At 33.9% G+C, this 19972-nt stretch carries 16 protein-coding genes; 1 reads left to right on the top strand and 15 read right to left on the bottom strand.

What is annotated here, in order from left to right; all coding sequences use genetic code 11:
* Positions 1-4: 4 nt before the first annotated feature.
* From C1Y58_RS23095 to C1Y58_RS23055, 9 genes are all read right to left on the bottom strand, one after another.
* Positions 5-1012, bottom strand: coding sequence for a LacI family DNA-binding transcriptional regulator (locus C1Y58_RS23095; protein WP_170311676.1), 1008 nt, complete (start codon positions 1010-1012; stop codon positions 5-7).
* Between the two features lie 271 nt (positions 1013-1283).
* Positions 1284-2288, bottom strand: a complete 1005-nt coding sequence (locus C1Y58_RS23090; RefSeq protein ID WP_105619264.1) for a LacI family DNA-binding transcriptional regulator — start codon at positions 2286-2288, stop codon at positions 1284-1286.
* A gap of 134 nt (positions 2289-2422) precedes the next feature.
* Positions 2423-3436, bottom strand: coding sequence for an inositol 2-dehydrogenase (gene iolG, locus C1Y58_RS23085; RefSeq protein WP_105619263.1), 1014 nt, complete (start codon positions 3434-3436; stop codon positions 2423-2425).
* A 157-nt stretch (positions 3437-3593) separates the two neighbouring features.
* Positions 3594-4619 (bottom strand): ABC transporter permease, encoded by a 1026-nt coding sequence (locus C1Y58_RS23080; protein ID WP_105619261.1) that lies wholly within the window; start codon positions 4617-4619, stop codon positions 3594-3596.
* 13 nt (positions 4620-4632) lie between these two features.
* Positions 4633-6138 carry a sugar ABC transporter ATP-binding protein gene (locus C1Y58_RS23075; RefSeq protein ID WP_105619259.1) on the bottom strand — a complete coding sequence of 502 codons (1506 nt, stop codon included), beginning with the start codon at positions 6136-6138 and terminating at the stop codon, positions 4633-4635.
* A 73-nt stretch (positions 6139-6211) separates the two neighbouring features.
* A complete protein-coding gene (locus C1Y58_RS23070) occupies positions 6212-7141 on the bottom strand; it encodes a sugar ABC transporter substrate-binding protein (protein WP_105619257.1) in 930 nt (309 codons plus the stop codon).
* 265 nt (positions 7142-7406) lie between these two features.
* Positions 7407-9032 carry a response regulator transcription factor gene (locus tag C1Y58_RS23065; RefSeq protein ID WP_105619255.1) on the bottom strand — a complete coding sequence of 542 codons (1626 nt, stop codon included), beginning with the start codon at positions 9030-9032 and terminating at the stop codon, positions 7407-7409.
* Positions 9007-10770 carry a sensor histidine kinase gene (locus tag C1Y58_RS23060; protein WP_105619253.1) on the bottom strand — a complete coding sequence of 588 codons (1764 nt, stop codon included), beginning with the start codon at positions 10768-10770 and terminating at the stop codon, positions 9007-9009. Before C1Y58_RS23060 ends, C1Y58_RS23065 begins: the two co-directional genes overlap by 26 nt.
* 63 nt (positions 10771-10833) lie before the next feature.
* The gene (locus C1Y58_RS23055) at positions 10834-11655 is read right to left on the bottom strand and encodes an AraC family transcriptional regulator (protein ID WP_105619252.1); all 822 of its coding nucleotides are present in this window, start codon (positions 11653-11655) and stop codon (positions 10834-10836) included.
* A 225-nt stretch (positions 11656-11880) separates the two neighbouring features.
* On the opposite strand from C1Y58_RS23055, the gene C1Y58_RS23050 reads away from it, so the two are divergent.
* A complete protein-coding gene (locus tag C1Y58_RS23050) occupies positions 11881-13341 on the top strand; it encodes an arylsulfatase (protein WP_105619250.1) in 1461 nt (486 codons plus the stop codon).
* Positions 13342-13428: 87 nt separating this feature from the next.
* Here the strand turns inward: C1Y58_RS23050 and C1Y58_RS23045 are convergent, their stop codons facing one another.
* The 6 genes from C1Y58_RS23045 to C1Y58_RS23020 all read right to left on the bottom strand — a co-directional run bounded on the left by C1Y58_RS23045 (position 13429) and on the right by C1Y58_RS23020 (position 19891).
* Positions 13429-14229, bottom strand: a complete 801-nt coding sequence (locus tag C1Y58_RS23045) for a patatin-like phospholipase family protein (RefSeq protein WP_105619249.1) — start codon at positions 14227-14229, stop codon at positions 13429-13431.
* 65 nt (positions 14230-14294) lie between these two features.
* Positions 14295-15281, bottom strand: a complete 987-nt coding sequence (locus C1Y58_RS23040) for a WG repeat-containing protein (protein ID WP_170311675.1) — start codon at positions 15279-15281, stop codon at positions 14295-14297.
* A gap of 137 nt (positions 15282-15418) precedes the next feature.
* A complete protein-coding gene (locus C1Y58_RS23035; protein ID WP_105619245.1) occupies positions 15419-16147 on the bottom strand; it encodes a TIGR03915 family putative DNA repair protein in 729 nt (242 codons plus the stop codon).
* A 9-nt stretch (positions 16148-16156) separates the two neighbouring features.
* Positions 16157-17392 (bottom strand): putative DNA modification/repair radical SAM protein, encoded by a 1236-nt coding sequence (locus C1Y58_RS23030; RefSeq protein WP_105619243.1) that lies wholly within the window; start codon positions 17390-17392, stop codon positions 16157-16159.
* Positions 17393-17622: 230 nt separating this feature from the next.
* Positions 17623-18777 carry an NAD(P)-dependent malic enzyme gene (locus tag C1Y58_RS23025; RefSeq protein ID WP_105619241.1) on the bottom strand — a complete coding sequence of 385 codons (1155 nt, stop codon included), beginning with the start codon at positions 18775-18777 and terminating at the stop codon, positions 17623-17625.
* 190 nt (positions 18778-18967) lie between these two features.
* Positions 18968-19891 carry an alpha/beta hydrolase gene (locus C1Y58_RS23020; RefSeq protein ID WP_105619240.1) on the bottom strand — a complete coding sequence of 308 codons (924 nt, stop codon included), beginning with the start codon at positions 19889-19891 and terminating at the stop codon, positions 18968-18970.
* Positions 19892-19972: the final 81 nt, after the last annotated feature.

Genomic DNA, 19972 nt, shown 5'->3' with positions numbered 1-19972 from the left:
CTCCTTAAATTTTCCTAACGGACTCCCTTATTTTAAGCTTTGGTTCAAACTTAATAGGACTGTTTGGAATCTTGTTGTTTTCTATTTTTTCTATTAACATTCTAGCAGCTTCACATCCCATATCATAAGCAGGCTGTTCAACTGTTGTAATCTTTGGCGTTGTAATTTTTGTTACATATACGTTATCGTAGCCAGTAACTGAAACATCTAAAGGTACTTGAATCCCCTTATGTCGAAGTTTCTGCAAGGCACCTACAGCCATTAAATCATTGAAGCATGCTATGGCAGTGAATTTAGCTTTGGATCTTAAAAGTTCCTTCGTTAAATCGTAACCATTGCTGCGTGTAGGTTGACCATATTTGATAAGATGTTCTTCCACCTCAATGCCATGGTGCATTAAAGCTTCTCTATAACCCTTTAAACGTTTGGCAGCAGTATAACTGTCCTTAGGACCCGAAATATAAGCTATGTGTTTGTGTGCCATTTCAACCAAGTAACTAATTAGCTTCTCCATACCCACTTCGCCATCAGTATAAACCCGCATGATATCTTTGCGATCAGCATCGTTTTCTACTAGTACAAAAGGAACATTCGTAGTTGCTAATTGCTTCATGGTTGTTTCATTAATACTATAGGAACTGTTGTAGATGATACCAGCCACATAGTGCTCCTTTAAAATACGTATATAATTATTCTCTTTTTCAAGTTGATTATTTGTACCACACAAAATAATGTTATATCCGTATTCATTAGCTGTATCCTCTACCCCCTTTGCAATCTCAGGATAATAAGGGTTTGTGATGTCAGGAATAATAAGTCCAAGGATATTCGTCTTTTTAGTTACTAATCCTTTGGCAACAGCATTGGGTACATAATTGTATTCTTCTACAATATCTAATATTTTTTTTCTTGTTTCTTCGCCAACACCTTTACTCTTATTATTCAAAACTCTTGATACAGTAGTAATAGATACATTTGCTTTTTGTGCAATATCTTTTATAGTAACTGCCATAAAATCTTCCTCATCCATCAAATAGGTTTAACGTTTTCCTAATCTAATTCTACTTAATTTTATTAGCTCTGTCAATAGCAATTACAAGAATCTTATAAGATATTTTTTTCGCTAAAGTTCGTTAAAATTTAAACTATTCTTCTTTATTCTATGGAATGATTGCTGAAACAAAATTTTTCCATACACCTCGATAATATATGATACTCTAATCACTCATTCAAATACAATATATTATAGACGTGCATTCAACATTCGTACCTCTTAAAACCTATCATCCGATAGCTTTAACAGACTTCCTTATCATAAGCTGATGTTGGAATTCTTGCTTATAAATATCCTTATTCTGACCTTCAAGTTTTTGAATCAATTGATAGGCCGCTCTTCTCCCCATATCATAAATAGGCTGACTCACTGTTGTTAAGGGGGGGTCAATAAAATCAGCAAATTCGATATTATCAAATCCAGTAACGGATATATCCTCAGGAACTTTTAGACCATTCTCCTTCAATTTTTGTAATACACCTAATGCCATCACATCATTAAAACAAATTATGGCAGTAACTTTCGCCTTTTCTAATATGCAACCACAAAGTTCATATCCTGTCTTCAATCTGAAGTCACCAGTAAAGATCAATTCTGCATTGACATCTACTCCTACATCATTCATAGCCCTTTTAAAACCAATTAGTCTTTGAGAAGATGAATAGCTGTCTTCATATCCAGTCACTGCGGCTATTTTCTTATGCCCCTTTGATAGTACAAAACGTGTAAGATCGTACATGGCTTTAGCATTATCAATTTTGATAACACTAGCTCCTTCATGAGTCTCAATATCATGATCAATTAAAATATAAGGAATGGATTGCCCTATAAAATCTTGTAATCCACTTAGATCTGTGCTTTTAAAATTATTATAAATAAGCCCTGCTACATAATTCTCACTAAGTATTCTTAAATAAGCATTTTCCTTCTCTTTTTCATTATTACTATCACAAAGTATTGTATTATAACCATACTTACTGGCTTCTTCCTCAACTCCCTTGGCCATCATTGAATTAAATGGATTTGATACATCAGGGAGTATTAAACCTATTGTCCTTGCTCTTTTAGTCGCTAAGGTTCTCGCCACAGCATTTGGCTTGTAATTAGTTGCTTCTATAACTTTCAATACTTTTTCCCTTGTATGTTGACCAACACCTTTGGGATCATTATTTAATACCCTAGAAACTGTTGCTACAGATACATTACATTGCTTTGCAATATCTCTAATAGTCATTTTACCACCTCAACTGCAGTGTATACCATCAACTTAATAGCCACAAAGTAAAAGTAAAGGAAATCGTGAGCGAGGAGACTTTTGATAGATGATGGATTGCTCTAATACGATTTCCCTTATAAGCTTTACAAGTATTACATTCTAATTAATTCATTTGTTTCAAATGCTTCCTTGCATCTATATGCAATTTCAGTTGTCTTTGTACCATCATAAACTGTAACTTCTGGTTTTCTATTATTAACGATACAATCAATAAATTCTAATACTTCTTCAACGTATGCATCTTCAAATCTTTCTAAGAAATCTTGTGAACATTCTTTTCTAACACCATGCTCATCAAGAATTTCAACTAGATTCTTTTGAGGTACACTTGCGATACGAAGAGTACCTTTAGTTCCAATGATCTCAGTTTCAACATTGTAGCCATGAGGAGCTGTACGGCCTGCTAATAAGAATACCATTGTTTCATTCTTAAAGTGCATTAATGCTGATACATTATCACCATCTTTGTGCTCTCCAAACTCTGGATGAGCATAACATCCACCAATAGCAAAGATGGATTTTGGCTCTGACTCAAGCATCCAACATGCTAAATCGATATCATGTACTGCCATGTCGATAAACTGACCACCACTATGACCACAATAAGCTATTGCACCATCGATGCAGCTTTCTGGATCTTGGCTATAACCTCTGAATAATACAGGTTTACCAATTTCACCATTCTTAATTTTTTCTCTTGCATATGCATAAGAAGGGTCATATCTTCTCATGAAACCAAGCATGAACACAAGTTCTGGATGTCTTTCAACTGCTTCTTCTGCAATTTTACACTCTTCAACATTTGTACCTAATGGTTTTTCAGAGAATACATGTAAGCCAGCATCTAAGGCCTTAGCAATTTGAGTCGTATGCAATGCAGAAGGTGATGTTATTACAATCGCCTCAAGTTCTTCATTTTTTATCATTTCATCAAAATCTGTATATCCAAAAGGAATATTCCACGCGTTTACAGTTTCGTTTAATTTCTCTTGGTTCATATCACATAATGCTATTAATTCAGCGTTTGGTATCTTAAATGCTAGATTTTCAGCATGTCGATATCCCAATCTCCCTAAGCCTACAGCACCTACTTTGATCTTTTTCATATGGAGTTCCTCCTTATTTCTGAATTATTATTATTTTATGTTATTTATTTAACAATATTTTTATTTAAAAAAATTTTCTTTTTCATTTTTCTATATTTTTATATACATTTATAAAATCCTAGGGGGAAAGGGTTAAGGGTACTTTCCCCCTAGAAGATTAATGCTTTTTGTTATTTTTACGCATATCAATTACTACAGCACCTACTATAATCGCACCTTTAATAATCTGTTGCCAGTATGCGGATACACCAAGTAAATTAAGACCATTGTTTAGTACACCAAGGATTAATGCACCGACTACACAACCCCATATTGTACCAATGCCGCCTGAGTGACTAGTTCCACCGATTGTTGTAGCTGCGATTGCATCTAACTCATAGCTAACACCCATACCTGGTTGACCTGTATCAATACGAGCTGACATAAGTAATCCAGCTAAACCAGCTAATAATCCTGCGTAAGCATAGATTGCTATTAAGTTTTTCTTAACATTAATACCGGATACTTCTGCGGCATGAACATTACCACCAATGGCGTATATGTTCTTACCAAAACGAGTTTGAGTAAGCATCACCCATGTGATTACTATCATAATGATATAAATAATAACTGGTACTGGTATTCCTTTAAAACTACCCATTTCTAATACATAACCTTGGCCAAACCATTTATAGCTATCTGTTAATGAACTCACTGGTCGTCCATCTGAATAAAGAAGTGCTAAACCTCTTGCAGATACCATCATACCTAAAGTTGCAATAAATGGTGGTATACCTGTTTTGGCAATAAAAGTACCGTTAATCGTACCACAAAGTGCACCAACTAGAAGAGCTGTTAACACTGGGATGATCACTGGTAATTCTGGTATATTGGGATACATTTTTGCTGCCCAATCAGCTGTTTGACCGAAACTGGCAGCTATTACAGCTGCTAATGCTAAAACTGAGCCTGATGAAAGGTCAATACCCTTTGATATTATGACAAGTGTTACCCCTAATGAGATAATACCAATTACTGAAATTTGTCTTACCACGTTCATTAAGTTTCGATAACTTAAGAAGGATGGCGATAATATACTCATTAATATAACCATGAAAATAAATACTAAAACGATTCCGTATTTACTTAACAGTCTTTTATATTCGCTATTTTTATTTGAATTTGTTGTCGCAACCTGTGCCATGTTTAAACCTCCTTTATGAAACCTTATTCATACTATTTGTGGCATACTTCATAACGACTTCTTGATTAGCTTCAGTACGATCAATGATACCCGTTACTCTACCTTCGTGCATAACGACAACTCTATCGCTCATACCTAGTACTTCTGGCAATTCTGAACTAATCATTATAATGGTTCTACCCTCATTTGCTAAGCTGGTAATTAGACTATGGATCTCTGACTTCGCTCCTACATCAATACCTCTTGTAGGCTCATCAAGGATGAGAATTTCTGGATTTGTTAAAAGCCATCTAGCAACGAGTACCTTTTGTTGATTACCACCACTTAGATTTTGAATGGCTTGTTCTAAGCTTGGCGTCTTAACACGTATTGCTTTTTTATACTCTTCACAATCTTCTTTGATTTTTTTATGGTTCAAAAACCCAAATTTATTAACATAATTTTTCATATTAGCGATGCTAGTATTGTCTTTAACAGATAGCATTGGGAATACCCCAGTATGTCTTCTATCTTCAGTTAAGAGTGCTATTTTGTGTGCAATAGCATCTTCTGGTGAATCTATTTGTACTTCCTTGTCATCAATATAAATACTTCCTGATGTTTTCTTACGCATTCCAAATATGGTTTCAATAACTTCCGTACGTCCAGCACCAACTAAGCCAGCTATACCTAGAATCTCACCTTTTCTTACATTAAAACTGACGTCATTGAATACCCCTTCAACTGTGAGATTATCCACTCTGATTTTCTCTTCACCAATTTCACAATCAATTTTGGGGAACATTTCATTCAATTCACGGCCAACCATCAATGAGATTAATTTATTGGTATCTAAATCTTCAGCTAAATGCGTAGAAATATATTGTCCATCCCTAAGTATCGTTATATCATCAGATATCTGGAAGATTTCGTCCATTTTATGAGAAATATAAATAATTGCTGTTCCGTTTTGTCTTAATCTTTTGATTATTCTGAACAAGTGATCTACTTCGCGATCTGTAAGGGCGGATGTTGGTTCATCCATAATAACAACTTCTGAATTATAGGATACTGCTTTTGCGATTTCTATCATTTGCATTTTTGCGACTGTTAAATTAACCATCTTTTCTTTTGGGTCAAGTTCTAATTCCAAATCTTCAAGTAACTCTTTTGTCATATCATACATTTTCTTGTGATCAACCAGGAATCCACCCATTTTAGGTTCTCTACCCAGCCAAATGTTTTCCATAACACTACGGTGTAAAATAGGGCTTAACTCTTGATGAATCATAGATATACCCATGTTAAGGGCTGTATTTGTATCTGGCATAGTAACAACTTCGCCTTTATAAATAATTTGCCCCTCTGTTGGTGGGTGAATACCTATTAGACATTTCATTAAGGTTGATTTTCCAGCTCCGTTTTCACCCATTAAAGCGTGGACTTTACCGGGACGTAACTGTAATTGTACTTTATCTAAAGCTTTGACTCCTGGAAATACTTTTGAAATATTCTGCATCTCCAAAATGTATTCACTCATTGTTTCACCTCCAGGTTTAATCTTCTCTTTGAATGTGGGGTGAAAAATCACCCCACTATAAATTTATACTATCCTATTTAAAATCACTTAAGTTCTCAGGAGTAACTAATTGGAATGGAATCCATACTTCTTGATCTACAGTTTCTCCTTGAGCAGTTTTGTAAGCTGTTTCAATAGCACCTGCACCTTGACCACTTGCATCTTGGAATACAGTTGCTGATAAATCACCAGCTTCAAGAGCCGCTAATCCATCAGGTGTAGCATCTACACCAATAACCATAACATCTTCTCTACCAGCATCTTTTAATGCCTGAATAGCTCCTAATGCCATATCATCATTATTACTTGCAATAGCTTTGATTTCTTCACCAAAACGGTTTAACCAGTCTTCTGTAACTGTCATACCTTCTGCTCTTTGCCAGTTACCAGTTTGTTTGTCAACGATATTGATTCCATCATAGCCAGCAGCAATTTCTTCAACACCTTCAGTTCTCTTAAGAGCACCCTCGTTATCAAGTTTACCCATTAAAATCGCTATGTCGCCTTCTCCGCCAAGTTGCTCAGCTAAGAATTCCATTTGAAGTTGACCTGCAACGATTTCTTCAGAACCTACATAGTAAATACCATCAGGTAAGTTACCAGGATTTCTATTTACATATACCATAGGTACATTTTCTTCAACAGCTAATTCTGTCATTGGCTCAGTTGCACTTGTATCAACTGGTACGATAACAATAGCATCCATACCTTGTACGATAAAGTTTTCAACTTGATCCATTTGTTTTGCCATATCTTCTTTAGCATCTACATACTCAACTCTAACTTCTGCACCGAGTTCTTTTGCATATGCATCCATACCATCTTTCATGTACATTAAGAATGTATCATCAAAGTTTGCGATTGATACTCCAATATCAATTACACCGTCATCTGCTTCTGTACAACCTGTAAAAGCACCTACAACTAATACTAACGCTAACATAATCGCCATTAATCTTCTCATGAAAATAAACCTCCCTCAATTAATAAAAACTAAATACCTTAACTTAAGCAAGCTCCTTAATACTTCTAATCTTTTGTAGTGAAACACCCTTTAAAACATTTTCTAATACTAATGTAGAAAGAATAATTCCTTTTGAAGGATTAGATATCCTACATTAAAAAAATCTTAATTGATGGATAAAAGAAACGTAACCGGTTACTCTCGTTTTCTTATAATCTTATTATGGAGGAGTATCATCTTTTTTTTAAGGTATAAAATTTTTGTATTAGGACAAATTTTTTAGCTTCTTATATTTGGATGGACTTTCTCCAACCTTTTCCTTGAACAGTTTGGCAAAATACTTTTTGTTTGGAATGCCTACTAAATCAGCTATTTCATTAATACGTTTATCTGTTGTATCAATCAAATATTTAGCTCGATGAATTCTTATTCCCTTTAAATATTCTGTGAAGCTTTCTCCCATTTCTTGTTTAAAGAGATGACTGACATAGGTCATATTCATATCAACATACTCAGAAGCAGACAAGAGGGATATATCATCCATGTAGTGTCGAGTCATATATTTGACAATTTGTTTCACTGTTTCGTTGGAACTTTCAATGTTATTTTTGAGACTGTCAAAAATCTTATCATGTATGGTTAATACCGTTTTTTCAATTTCATCAAATGTTTCCATACTGCGAATAGTGTCGTAGTAGTTATCTTGAATCTGTACAAACTGCTCCATGGCAATCTTATTTCGTTTACAAACTTTTTCTAGAGATAAATAAATTTCTGAGAAGTAAGTATATACTTTATCTGGATCTATATAATTTTTTCTAATATACTGAAAGTCTTCTTTCAATAATTGATCTAACTCATTTTTTTGGTTGTTTTTAATATACTCTTGCATTTGAATATCTTTCTGTTTATCAAAATTCAATTGGTAATTCTTAATCGGCTTTGTTTGACTGAAGTAATAAATCCTATTATTGCCTTCATAAAATTTTATCTTCAAAGCATTTTTTAATTGTTTGTAGACTGCTTGAGCATCTTTTAAGCTGCAGGATTGATCAAAAATCATAATCGTTGTGCAAATATCCAAGTATTTTGATAAGCTATCTTTTACACGCTTAACTAACCCATAGACCGTCTCTCTTAATTTACTCTCACTTACCCATTCTTCAATATTCAAAATGACATAAAAACGCTGCTTTAAATTAATTAATTCACCATTCATGGATTCACTGAGAATTTCTTCAATGATGTTTCGGATAGTGAAGTTAAACAATTCATAATCTTTCTGAGAACCAATTTTGGTTACTTGCTTCGTATAACGATCAATTTCTATTGCTATAATCATGTTGTTTGTCTCACTAATGTTTAATTTCAGTTTTTCTATATTTACCTGAATATCTTCTTCAAGTATATTAACACCTAAAAGAAGATTCTTAAGGTATTCTTGCTTCATGATGTGTAAGCCTTTATTTGCCCATCTCTTCATGGTACTGTATTCTATTTTATTCTGCTTCTCTTGGACTAAATCTCTTTTAATAATATGGATAACATCTTTTAACTTATCTTTGTTGACATTGTTCTTAAGAAGATAATCAGTAGCCCCTAGCTTTAAAGCCTCTTTAACATACTTAAAATCATCGTGACAGCTAATTACAATAATTTTACCTTTATAGCCCCTGGCATTTATCTCCTTAATCACTTCAACGCCATTCATCTTTGGCATTTCAATATCTAGAATAATGAGATCTGGTTTCAGCTCTGCTACCTTATTAACGGCTTCTTCTCCATCGATAGCTTCTCCAACAATTTCAAATCCTTCTTCATTCCAATCTATAATTTGCTTAAATAACATTCTTACTGGAAAATCATCATCTACGATAAGTACCTTTATCATTACTTACTTCCCCCCTTTTAACCGTTGATGGCAAAGTAATAATTGCTTCTGTTCCTCCACCTTCATGTGCTTGATAAGCCAAGCCATACTCATCCCCATAATAAAGCTTGATGCGTTCGTCCACGTTATAGACACCAATACCACTTAAGTTCTTTGACTTGTCTTCTTCATTATTTTGTATAGCATGAATTTCTTCTTCGGATATACCTCTCCCATTATCAATGACCTTTATTACTAAATTATTTCCATCCTTAGATGCTTTAATGTAAATTTCTCCTTCATTACTTCTTAAATCTAACCCATGTTGGATGCTGTTTTCTACCAAAGGCTGAATAATGAGTTTTGGCACATCTAAGGGATAAGCCTCTGGTTCAATATCATAAATCACCTTAAAAGCATCATTATATCTAAAACGAATAATATCAACATAATCTTCTACCTGGGATAATTCTTGTTCTAGTCGAATAAATACATTCTTATTTCCAGCAGTTGCACGCAATAAGTCAATTAATGATTCTAACATTTGGCTGACGGCATTGTCCTCATGAAGTATGGCTACACAGCGTATAGAGTTCAATGTATTATACAGAAAGTGAGGTGTTATTTGAGACTGTAGCGCTTTTAACTCTGCTTCTTTTTTCTGATACTTTGTTCGGAATACCTCATTGAACAGGTAATTAACTTTAGCGATCATGTCATTAAAACCGTTGATCAATATCCCCATCTCATCTTCTCGATCATGTTCAAGGTAAATATCAAAATCACCTTCACCAACTTTTAACATCTGATCCTTTAGTTGCGCTATAGGCGTGTAAAGATCTGCAGTATAAAAATACCATAAGGCTACAATAAGAATGACGGATATGCCAATACTGTATAGAGCGATATAATTAATTTTTTTAACATCTTGGATGATTTCAGCCTCAGGTATATAGTAAATTAGCTTATATTTTGTTACTTTACTAACGGAATATACCTTTAATATGGATTCCTCTTTTACTTCTTCTAAAGAATACCCCTTAGATGTGGTAATAAAATCGATATCATTTTCTTTGGAAAGTATGTCCCCAATATCTTCTTGCCTCTTTGAACTAACAATAACTTTATCAGAATTGATCATGAGAACATCACCATTATTTAAACGAATCATATCGTTTAGTAGATCATAATAAAGGGTTCTTTCATCTACATTAACTTGAATATATCCTAGAAGTTCTCCCCCCTCGCTATCATACAGCGCTTTTTCAATAGTGAAATAGTTTTTATTGGATAAATAATCAAATCGTTCAATGACATTAATAAGATAACTGCCATTTTTCTTGTCATAACGCTTGTCAATATTTTGTATATTTTCAACTTTCACTATTTGTTTATTTTCATCCGAGGTAATAACATCATTATTGGCATTATCAAAAAAATAAATAGAATCAATGTAAGCATGATTCCGTAGATAATCTCTTAAATAGTTAGATATACCCATAGAATCATCTTCTTTAATCATACTGCGTAACTGCTTATCGAAAGCCATCTCAACAGTATCATAATATAAACTCATAAAAATGTCGTCAATCTCTTCTGCATAGCTGTCTAAATTGAGTAAAATAGCCTCAGCTGTGTTTTCATGTATTATTCTGCCTGATATATTATAGAGAACTGTAGTTACGATAATGATTGGGACAATACTCAAAATAATACATCCAAGAATAAGCTTTGTTCGTATAGACTTTATATGAAACATAATATCCCTCTTCTTTAATAGCTTATTTTTTATCTCAACACTTTTAATAGATACTCTTACGTTTTAGTGTTTTTCTATTTTCTTTAATCGATAAATTTTTGGTGATAATCCCTTTTGCTTCTTAAAGGTCTTTGAAAAGATAAATTGATCTTGATAACCTACCGATCTAGCAACTTCTGCTATAGTTAATTCCTGATTGTTCAATAACTCTACTGCTTTATTTATTCTAAAGTTAATAATATATTGTTGAGGTGATAGGTTCAACTCTTCTTTGAATATGGTATATAAGTAACTTCGATTAAGATTGAGATGATTTGAAAGATCTTCAACCGTTAAGTCATGCCAGTAATTAGCTTGTACATATTTAAAAGACTGCTGTAAATATTTATCTTTGTTCGATAATTTATCAACTTTTAGGTGGTGGCAATTATTATCAGCTAACATTGATAAATACATGTATAGATGAGCCATTAATTCAAAATCATTATCTCTTAATTGTATACCTAGTCTTGTCATCTTTCTGATAGTTGTAGTTAATACCTCATCATCTAAGTCATATGTAAATATCGGATTTTTCTCAGATAAATTAGCTAATTTTAAATATTCTTTTGCACGCTTTCCATTGAATCCAACCCAAATATAATGCCATGGATCTTTTCTATCAGCTTTATAATAAGTGACTTTATTAGGATGTATGATAAATCCTTGTTTACTTTGAAGTTCGTACTCCCTATCTTTTGTCCTAAATATACCTTTACCTTTGATAATATAATGGATGAGAAAATAATCTCTTACGGCTGGTCCATAATCATGTGAAGGTATACATACTTGTTCCCCACTCTCAAAATAATATATGTCGGTATTAGTGTTTTGGTATTCAAACATTCTATTCACCCACTATAACATTTTATTAATCCATTGAAATCTTGTACTATATTGTATCACTTTTAAACCCAATACATCAATACAGTTCTTAATTAGAAAATATTACCACATACAATATAGTACCAGTAGACATTTTATAATTTGTAAAATTTTGATATAATAAAATCATCTTTAACAACTAATAGATGGAAATGACTAAGTATATTTCATGAGGAGATGATAAAAATGAATCCATCTAATGTACTACTGATTATGACTGATCAACAACGCTTCGATACCTTGGGTTGTTATGGTAATGTAGAGATTGAAACACCTAACTTAGATTGGCTGGCATCTCAAGGAACGGTTTTTGAAAAGGCTTATACCCCTTCACCCTCTTGTATCCCAGCGAGAGCCTGTCTATTAACAGGGATGAGTACCTGGAGTACTGGAATTCTAGGTATGGGTACTGGTCAAGGTCCAATGGGGGTTGGATTTAAGCATACTTTGCCTGGTGAATTATCTTCAGCTGGATATCATACTCAAGGTATCGGTAAAATGCATTTTTATCCTCAACGTGCTCTTAACGGATTCCATAACACGGTGCTTGATGAGTCTGGAAGAGTTGAAGATGATAACTTTGTATCCGATTATAATCAATGGTTTCATGAGAACAAAAATGGTAGTTATGAAGCTGTAGATCATGGAATAGGTTGGAACAGTTGGATGGCAAGACCATATCATGCTCCAGAATATCTACATCCTACCAATTGGACAGTTAATGAAGCTCTTAAATTTCTTAATCAAAGAGATCCTAGTAAACCATTTTTCTTAAAGGTATCTTTCGCAAGACCTCACTCACCTTATGATGCTGTTCCATATTATTTTAACCATTATAACAATAAGGAGTTACCTGAGCCTTGGGTGGGTCAATGGGCAGAAGAAAATGCCATTTGTACTGAACTTTATGATGAAGATTCTTGGCGTGGAAAACATAAGGACGAAGAAACTCATCGTGCCCGTGCAGGCTATTATGGTAATATCAATCATATCGATCATCAATTAGGTAGGTTATTCAGATATTTAAAAAGTGCTGGTCAACTTGATAACACTATGATTATCTTCACCTCGGACCACGGTGATATGTTAGGAGATCATCACTTATGGCGTAAGACATATGCTTATGAAGGCTCAGCCCATATTCCTCTGCTAATAAAGTTACCATCCAATGCAAAAGAGAACCATGTGCCTAGAGTGACTCAGCCTGTTTTATTGCAGGACATAATGCCTACTATTTTATCAACATGTCATTTATACATACCTGATACTGTAGAAGGACTCAATTTATTACCTGCTATAAGAGGGGGAGAAATTGAACGTGAGTATATCCATGGTGAGCATACTGAGTGTTATTCACCTGAACAAGAAATGCAATACTTAACAGATGGCAAGATGAAATACATATGGTTTCCTCGCACAGGTAATGAACAATTATTTAATCTAAAAAAAGATCCAAAGGAGTTGTATAATTTAGTTACATCTGATGACAATGATGTTCCTAAACAACTTAGAATTTGGCGGGAACGTATGATCCAAGTTTTTGTTGACCGAAATATAGATATAGGAACTATAGAAGGATTAACTAAATGGTCTACCACCATTCAATCGCCTCACTATCTAAAAAGGGTAAAGAAGTCCTTTAAATAGTAAATACTATAAGAATTAGAAGACTATCAGCAAACTCTGATAGTCTTTTATTTGCAAAAAAAGAACAGTGTTATCTGCTCTTAAAATTTAGAATAATGCCTTTAATGTTTTTAACATTTTATAAGTATCGTTATAACCTAACTCCATTTTTAGTTCTACTGCTTTCCTTGAAAAATTCATGGTACCTGTTTTGAAGTCCCCTAAATGTTCTGAAGGTAGAAGTGGTAAAATTGGTTTATGAGTAAACACCTTTAAATGGTCCAGGTCCTTTGTCTTCAGTAACGAAGTAATGATAAGGTCACAGTCATGCTCAAGAACAGGGGTTATTGGTGTGTTTTGCAAAATACCACCATCAAAATAGTAAGCTCCATTAATTTCAACAGCATCACTGATGACAGGAATGGATGCTGATGAGATAACTGCCTTAGAAACGAATTCATGGTCTTTCTCTTTTAAATTAAAATAATGGGGTTCAGGTTCTTCATTGACGATGACTGAACAGACATAAAAATCTTTTTTTATTTTGCAATCCTTAAGGGTTGTTTTAATTAGCTCTGATAAATAGGAGTTATTAAGAGCTCCCTTAATATGGACTAATTCATTTACTAAATGAGGCTCTTTGAACACACGATTGATAGTATCCATATCATCTTCTGAAAGCTTAGCCATATCCGCATACATGGACTCAGCTAAGTTTTCTTCTATGGAAAACCACATTTCCTTAGCATACTCATAAGTTTTTGTAGCCATCAATAAGCCATTTAAGGCTCCTATGGATGTTCCTGATAAAATATCAAATTCAATATTAAACTCATTAAATGCTTTCCAAGCACCAATTTCGTAAGCACCTTTTGCCCCTCCACCAGATAAAACTAAAGCAGTTTTCATAAGTACACTCTCCTTTACATGTTGTTCTCTTTCGTTATATATGTTTTAACCCAAGAATTATTCCATTATTTCTGAATAACTGGTGCTAAGCCTTCTCCAAAATTTCCTGCAGCCATAAATTGAGCTTCAATAACGTTTTCACCTGTTTTATTGATATATCCCCAATTGCCATCTATATTGACTGGGGCTAAGCCATCTATGAACTCACCTGCATTGTAATATTTAGGTTCTATAACAACTTTTCCTCTTTGATCAATGAACCCCCACATTGCTTGTTCATCACTAATGACTTCAGCAACATATTTAGCCAATCCATCTGAAAAGTAATGAGCATAGACATCAAACTGGGGCTCAATAATTACTTCACCTTTTGTATTAATATAACCCCACGCTCCGGATTCTTCATCCCCATTCTTTATGTTAGCTAAACCTTCACTGAATATGGATACAATATAATAATCCGTTTGTAGAACTATTTCACCTGTTTGATCAATATAAGCCCATCCATTATAACTTTCATTAGAAATATATACTGGAGCCAAACCATCTCTAAATATTGATGCATCGTAATATTTAGGCTCAATAACCATGTCGCCAGAAGTGTTAATAAACCCCCATTGATAAACATTTTCACTAGTTTCAATGCGTACTGGCGCCAAGCCTTCACTAAAACCCCTTGTATAACTATATTGGGGCTTTATTGTTATTTCGCCCTTCTGATTAATGTATCCCCAGAGCCCTTGTTCTTCGTCCCCTACTCGAATAGGAGCATAGCCTTCATTAAAATAATAAGCAAAGTCATATTCAGGTTCAATAACTATTTCCCCTGAAAAATTAATAAAACCCCACTTTCCTGTTTCCGTGTCACCTACTTGTACGCCTGCTAATCCTTCATAAAAACCTGTCGTATTAGCATATTGGGGCTCAATAACTATAGTACCTGTTTTATCAATGAATCCCCATTCAAATGACTCATTTGATGTACATCCATACAAAGAGTATATAAGTAAACAAAAAACTAAACCTATGGTATAATACTTTACTAGTTTCACATTAAACCTCCTATATATATTGGTTATAGAATATTTCATAGATTATAATTTCCCCAAAATATACTCTTGTTATCACCAATATCATTATAGGAATGATACTTTTTTCCATTTATATCTATTATAACATGTTACATATATTATGTGAATTCAATAATATTGCGTCTATATTTCTTGGGTACAAACTGTTGTTGTAGTCTTAAATTCTCTCTTTCTTTAATTGCTATTTGCTTGAAATAGCCTTTCCATAATGCATTCAAATATTTCTCTTTTTCAGATATCTGTAATTCCTCTTTTATGTGAAAGTCTGATAAATACCAATGACCATCTGCATAAATAACTGCCTGCTTACGCTTTTTATCATGAATGATAAACCTTTCTGTCTTTAAACGATCTGCAAAGTGACTGACCATTAATGTTATGATGTCATTATCAGGTTCAATGGCGCTATAAAGTACCGAACCTACTTCCTGAAATCTTAATAATCCCAGAAATCGATGTACCTCAAAACTAACTCTTTTTCCAAGTTGGTGTACAGGTAACACGACTTCATGGGTATGATCAAAATCCAATCTTTTCCCTATTCTAAACCCGTACTCAATATAGTGTAAAAGATAAGTATCCTTATTCCTATCACATGATAAGAATGTATATTGGATGTTATTTAAAGTTTCAGTAGAGAATTTATTAATGAGAGCTTCATGAACTTTTCTTGATTTAACTGAATCCGCTTCAATCGTTTTACTCTCATCGATTAGTCCTATTTGATAGTCTTTTTTTCGATAGATAGCCGTCGCCTTTTCACTATAATAATGTTCATAGATAACAGTTAAAAATCCATCAAAGCTACCATCATATAAGTAAATCATCTTACCACCTCATGAGAAAATACTTAACTGCTCGAATTTCGGTTTGGGTGCCAACTTTTCTTTTATGCCTTCTGGATTCATGTCCAATTGACCATGAAACTTGCCATTGCACGTTATAAAAAATTTAGCTCGTTTCATTACAATACCAATTTTGTTTAAATGGTCATAACTTATGTTAGCTATCTGACGTTGTCTAATAATACGTCTAGCTGAGGTCATACCAATCCCTGGAACTCTAAGAAGCATTTCATAAGGTGCCTTATTGATTTCTACTGGAAATGTCTCCATATTTCTAAAAGCCCAAGTCATCTTCGGATCGAATTCCATATCAAAGTTAGGTTGACTTGGATCCAACAGTTCCTCAGCATTGAAATGATAAAAGCGTAATAACCAATCTGCTTGATAAAGTCGATGCTCTCTTTTTAGTGGTGGTTCAGTTGCAAGGGATGGTAAATTACTTCCCGTATTAACTGGTACATATGCTGAGAAGTAAACTCTTTTTAGATTAAAGCTGTTATAAAGCTTTTCCGTTGTATGAATAATGGATAGGTCTGTGTCCTTGGTAGCTCCAATAATCATTTGTGTTGATTGTCCAGCAGGAACAAATTTAGGTAAATGTATAAAGTGTCTTTTCTCTTCTTTGTATTGAATAATACCATTATTAATTTGCTCCATCGGTTCCATTAATTTTTTTACACTTTTTTGAGGTGCCAATAATTTTAAGCTCTTGGTACTTGGCAACTCAATATTAACACTCATTCTGTCAGCCAACTGACCAGTTTTATGTATAAGCATAGGATCAGCACCAGGTATGGTTTTCACATGGATATAGCCAGAGAATCCGTGTTCTTCTCTTAACAAGTAAAGTGTGCGATATATTTTCTCCATTGTATGGTTGGGATTTTTTTCAATAGCTGAGCTTAGAAATAACCCTTCGATATAATTTCTTCTATAAAATTGGATGGTCAAGTCTGCAACTTCCTCGGGTGTAAAACTAGCTCTTTGAACATCATTGGATACACGGTTAATACAGTATGAGCAATCGTAGACACAATAGTTGGTCAGAAGAATCTTTAGTAAAGATATACACCTTCCATCCGTTGACCAAGCATGGCAGATACCTGCTGCAATACTGTTACCAATCTTTCCATTATTCTTTTTATCTGCACCACTGGATGCACAGGACACATCGTATTTAGCTGCATCTGCTAATATTTTTAGTTTATCTAATGCATTTTCTATCATAACATCACCTGTAAATATTATACCATATTTACAGGATGTTATGCAAATGTATGTTCGTTTTTATTTCTCTTTAACCCAACAACACTCAGATGTTCGTTTAAACAGTACGTTTGAATAATTTGAAACCTATTTTCAAAGATGTGTACATACATTTTGAGACAAAAAAAATGCATAGAATCAAGAATGATCCTATGCACGTGAAAACTCTTTATGTGAAATTATTTCTTTGACTATTTACCTTGATAAGCACACTGTACAATTGCTTTAGCTACCTCATCTGCAATGCCTTTTTCAAAAGGTTGAGGCAATATGCAATCTTCATGTAACTGATCAGCACTGACCATGCTTGCAATAGCTTCTGCAGCTGCTACTTTCATTTCATCAGTTATTTGAGTTCTAGCTTCTAATGCACCCTTGAATATTCCAGGAAAGGCTAATACATTATTGACTTGATTGGGAAAATCACTTCTTCCTGTTCCTACTATACGTGCTCCTGCTTCTTTGGCAGCATCGGGCATAATCTCTGGCACTGGGTTAGCCATAGCGAAAAGAATAGCATCTTCATTCATATTCTGAACCATTGCTTTCGAAACAATATTTGCTGCAGAAACACCTATAAAAATATCGGCACCTTTTAATGCCTCTTTTAGGCCACCTTCTACTCCTCTTGGATTAGTTGATTGTAAAATCTCTTTCTGAGCCCAATTGATATTTTTATCTCCTGAAAGAATCCCATCACGATCACATAAGATTAGATCATTAATCCCATAAAATTGAAGTAATTTGGATATAGCTATGCCTGCTGATCCTGCTCCATTAACTACTACCTTAAGATCAGATTTTTCTTTTTTTATTAGTCTTAATGCATTAATAATCCCAGCTAATACAACAATGGCAGTTCCATGTTGATCATCATGAAATACAGGGATATCCAATTTTTCTTTTAAAGCATTTTCAATTTCAAAACAACGTGGTGCAGAAATATCCTCTAAGTTGATACCTCCGAATGTAGGTGCCAAATAAGAGACTGTTTTAATGATTTCATCTGTCTCTTGGGTATCTAGACAGATTGGTATGGCATCTATTCCAGCGAACTCTTTAAATAGTACTGCTTTACCTTCCATTACTGGCATAGCAGCCTCTGGTCCAATATTGCCTAATCCAAGGACAGCCGATCCATCACTGACCACTGCAACAGCATTCCTCTTGATTGTATATAAATAAGCTTTTTCTGGATCCTCATGAATAGCTTTGCATGGTTCTGCAACTCCCGGCGTATAAGCAATGGATAGGTCTTCTCTACTATTGACTTTTGCTTTTGCTGTAATTTCAAGCTTACCATTCCATTTTTCATGCATTTTTAGTGCTTTCTCTTTAATATCCATTTATCTGACCCTTTCTTAATATAATAATATCTATAATCTTCTAAATTCATTTAACATTATGTCTGAACTTTTTTTTATAAAACTTAATTTTAGTTCAGACTTCATTCAGATTTATTATACTATATTCACCTTAGTTTATGTATATCTAAATAGAAAAAACTCTACCTTTTTAGGTAGAGTTTAAGTAAGTCTACTGATGCTTTTCTAACCATCGTAATATATCTTCATAGACTTCATAACGATTTGTTTCATTTAACATTTCGTGTCGTCCGTCTTCATAAAGTTTCAATTCTACATCTTTTATACCTATATCCTTATATAGTTTGTAAAGCTTTTTCACTTCTTTACCACCTTGACTTACTGGATCTTGATCACCAGCATATAGATAAATAGGTATATCTTTTGGAATCTTCTCAATCTCTTTTTTATCTCTGGTTATACCTGTTCCGTCTATTAAATCTAAGAAAAAACTTGAAGAACAGATAAATCCACATAAAGAATCTTCTTCATAAAGATTTACTTGCTTTTCATCCCTGGATAACCAATCAAATGATGTCTTTGTAGGTTTAAATTGATTATTAAAATTTCCGAATGTCATTTTGTCCAATAGGTCAGCCTGCTTCTTTGTACCATGTTTTTTTATGTAATGCTGGGTAAATAGCCGCCCGATCTTTTGCTTAGCTATACTACCACCTAAGGTGGTACCTGATATAATGGCACCTTTATACTCTTCACCATATTGCTGAAGAGCCGTTCGTGCTAACAATGACCCCATACTATGCCCCATGATGATGATGTCTTTACCTTGATGTTCTTTATTAATCCACTTAGTTATACTTTTAATATCATCTACAACTCTCTGCCACCCGTTGGTATCATAAAAATAGCCCAGTTCATTTACTGCTTCTCCTGTTTGGCCATGCCCCCTATGATCCCAAGCATAAACTTCATAGTTATGGTTAACTAAAAATTCTGCAAACTCTGCATAGCGTAATGAATGTTCTGCCATACCATGAAGAATGATTAAAATCTCTTTAGATTCTTTATCATCTAACCAATGATTGACATGTATATGTACCCCATCATCCATCTCTACCGTAAAGTTTTTTAACATGGATACCCTTCTTCCTTTTATTCTTAATTCACTTAATGAATTGATACAAAGTATTAACTAAATATTAACATACACTGTTAG

The sequence above is a fragment of the Vallitalea okinawensis genome, assembly GCF_002964605.1.
GTDB lineage: Bacteria > Bacillota > Clostridia > Lachnospirales > PQDH01 > Vallitalea_A > Vallitalea_A okinawensis.
Note: the sequence above shows the minus strand (reverse complement) of the source record. Positions and strands in the feature narration are given on the sequence as shown.

Bases quoted from the DNA above. Each gene is read 5' to 3' on its own strand.
- C1Y58_RS23095 (WP_170311676.1), bottom strand. From the start codon at position 1,012: ATGGCAGTTACTATAAAAGATATTGCACAAAAAGCAAATGTATCTATT.
- C1Y58_RS23090 (WP_105619264.1), bottom strand. From the start codon at position 2,288: ATGACTATTAGAGATATTGCAAAGCAATGTAATGTATCTGTAGCAACA.
- iolG (WP_105619263.1), bottom strand. From the start codon at position 3,436: ATGAAAAAGATCAAAGTAGGTGCTGTAGGCTTAGGGAGATTGGGATAT.
- C1Y58_RS23080 (WP_105619261.1), bottom strand. From the start codon at position 4,619: ATGGCACAGGTTGCGACAACAAATTCAAATAAAAATAGCGAATATAAA.
- C1Y58_RS23075 (WP_105619259.1), bottom strand. From the start codon at position 6,138: ATGAGTGAATACATTTTGGAGATGCAGAATATTTCAAAAGTATTTCCA.
- C1Y58_RS23070 (WP_105619257.1), bottom strand. From the start codon at position 7,141: ATGAGAAGATTAATGGCGATTATGTTAGCGTTAGTATTAGTTGTAGGT.
- C1Y58_RS23065 (WP_105619255.1), bottom strand. From the start codon at position 9,032: ATGATAAAGGTACTTATCGTAGATGATGATTTTCCAGTAAGAATGTTA.
- C1Y58_RS23060 (WP_105619253.1), bottom strand. From the start codon at position 10,770: ATGTTTCATATAAAGTCTATACGAACAAAGCTTATTCTTGGATGTATT.
- C1Y58_RS23055 (WP_105619252.1), bottom strand. From the start codon at position 11,655: ATGTTTGAATACCAAAACACTAATACCGACATATATTATTTTGAGAGT.
- C1Y58_RS23050 (WP_105619250.1), top strand. From the start codon at position 11,881: ATGAATCCATCTAATGTACTACTGATTATGACTGATCAACAACGCTTC.
- C1Y58_RS23045 (WP_105619249.1), bottom strand. From the start codon at position 14,229: ATGAAAACTGCTTTAGTTTTATCTGGTGGAGGGGCAAAAGGTGCTTAC.
- C1Y58_RS23035 (WP_105619245.1), bottom strand. From the start codon at position 16,147: ATGATTTACTTATATGATGGTAGCTTTGATGGATTTTTAACTGTTATC.
- C1Y58_RS23030 (WP_105619243.1), bottom strand. From the start codon at position 17,392: ATGATAGAAAATGCATTAGATAAACTAAAAATATTAGCAGATGCAGCT.
- C1Y58_RS23025 (WP_105619241.1), bottom strand. From the start codon at position 18,777: ATGGATATTAAAGAGAAAGCACTAAAAATGCATGAAAAATGGAATGGT.
- C1Y58_RS23020 (WP_105619240.1), bottom strand. From the start codon at position 19,891: ATGTTAAAAAACTTTACGGTAGAGATGGATGATGGGGTACATATACAT.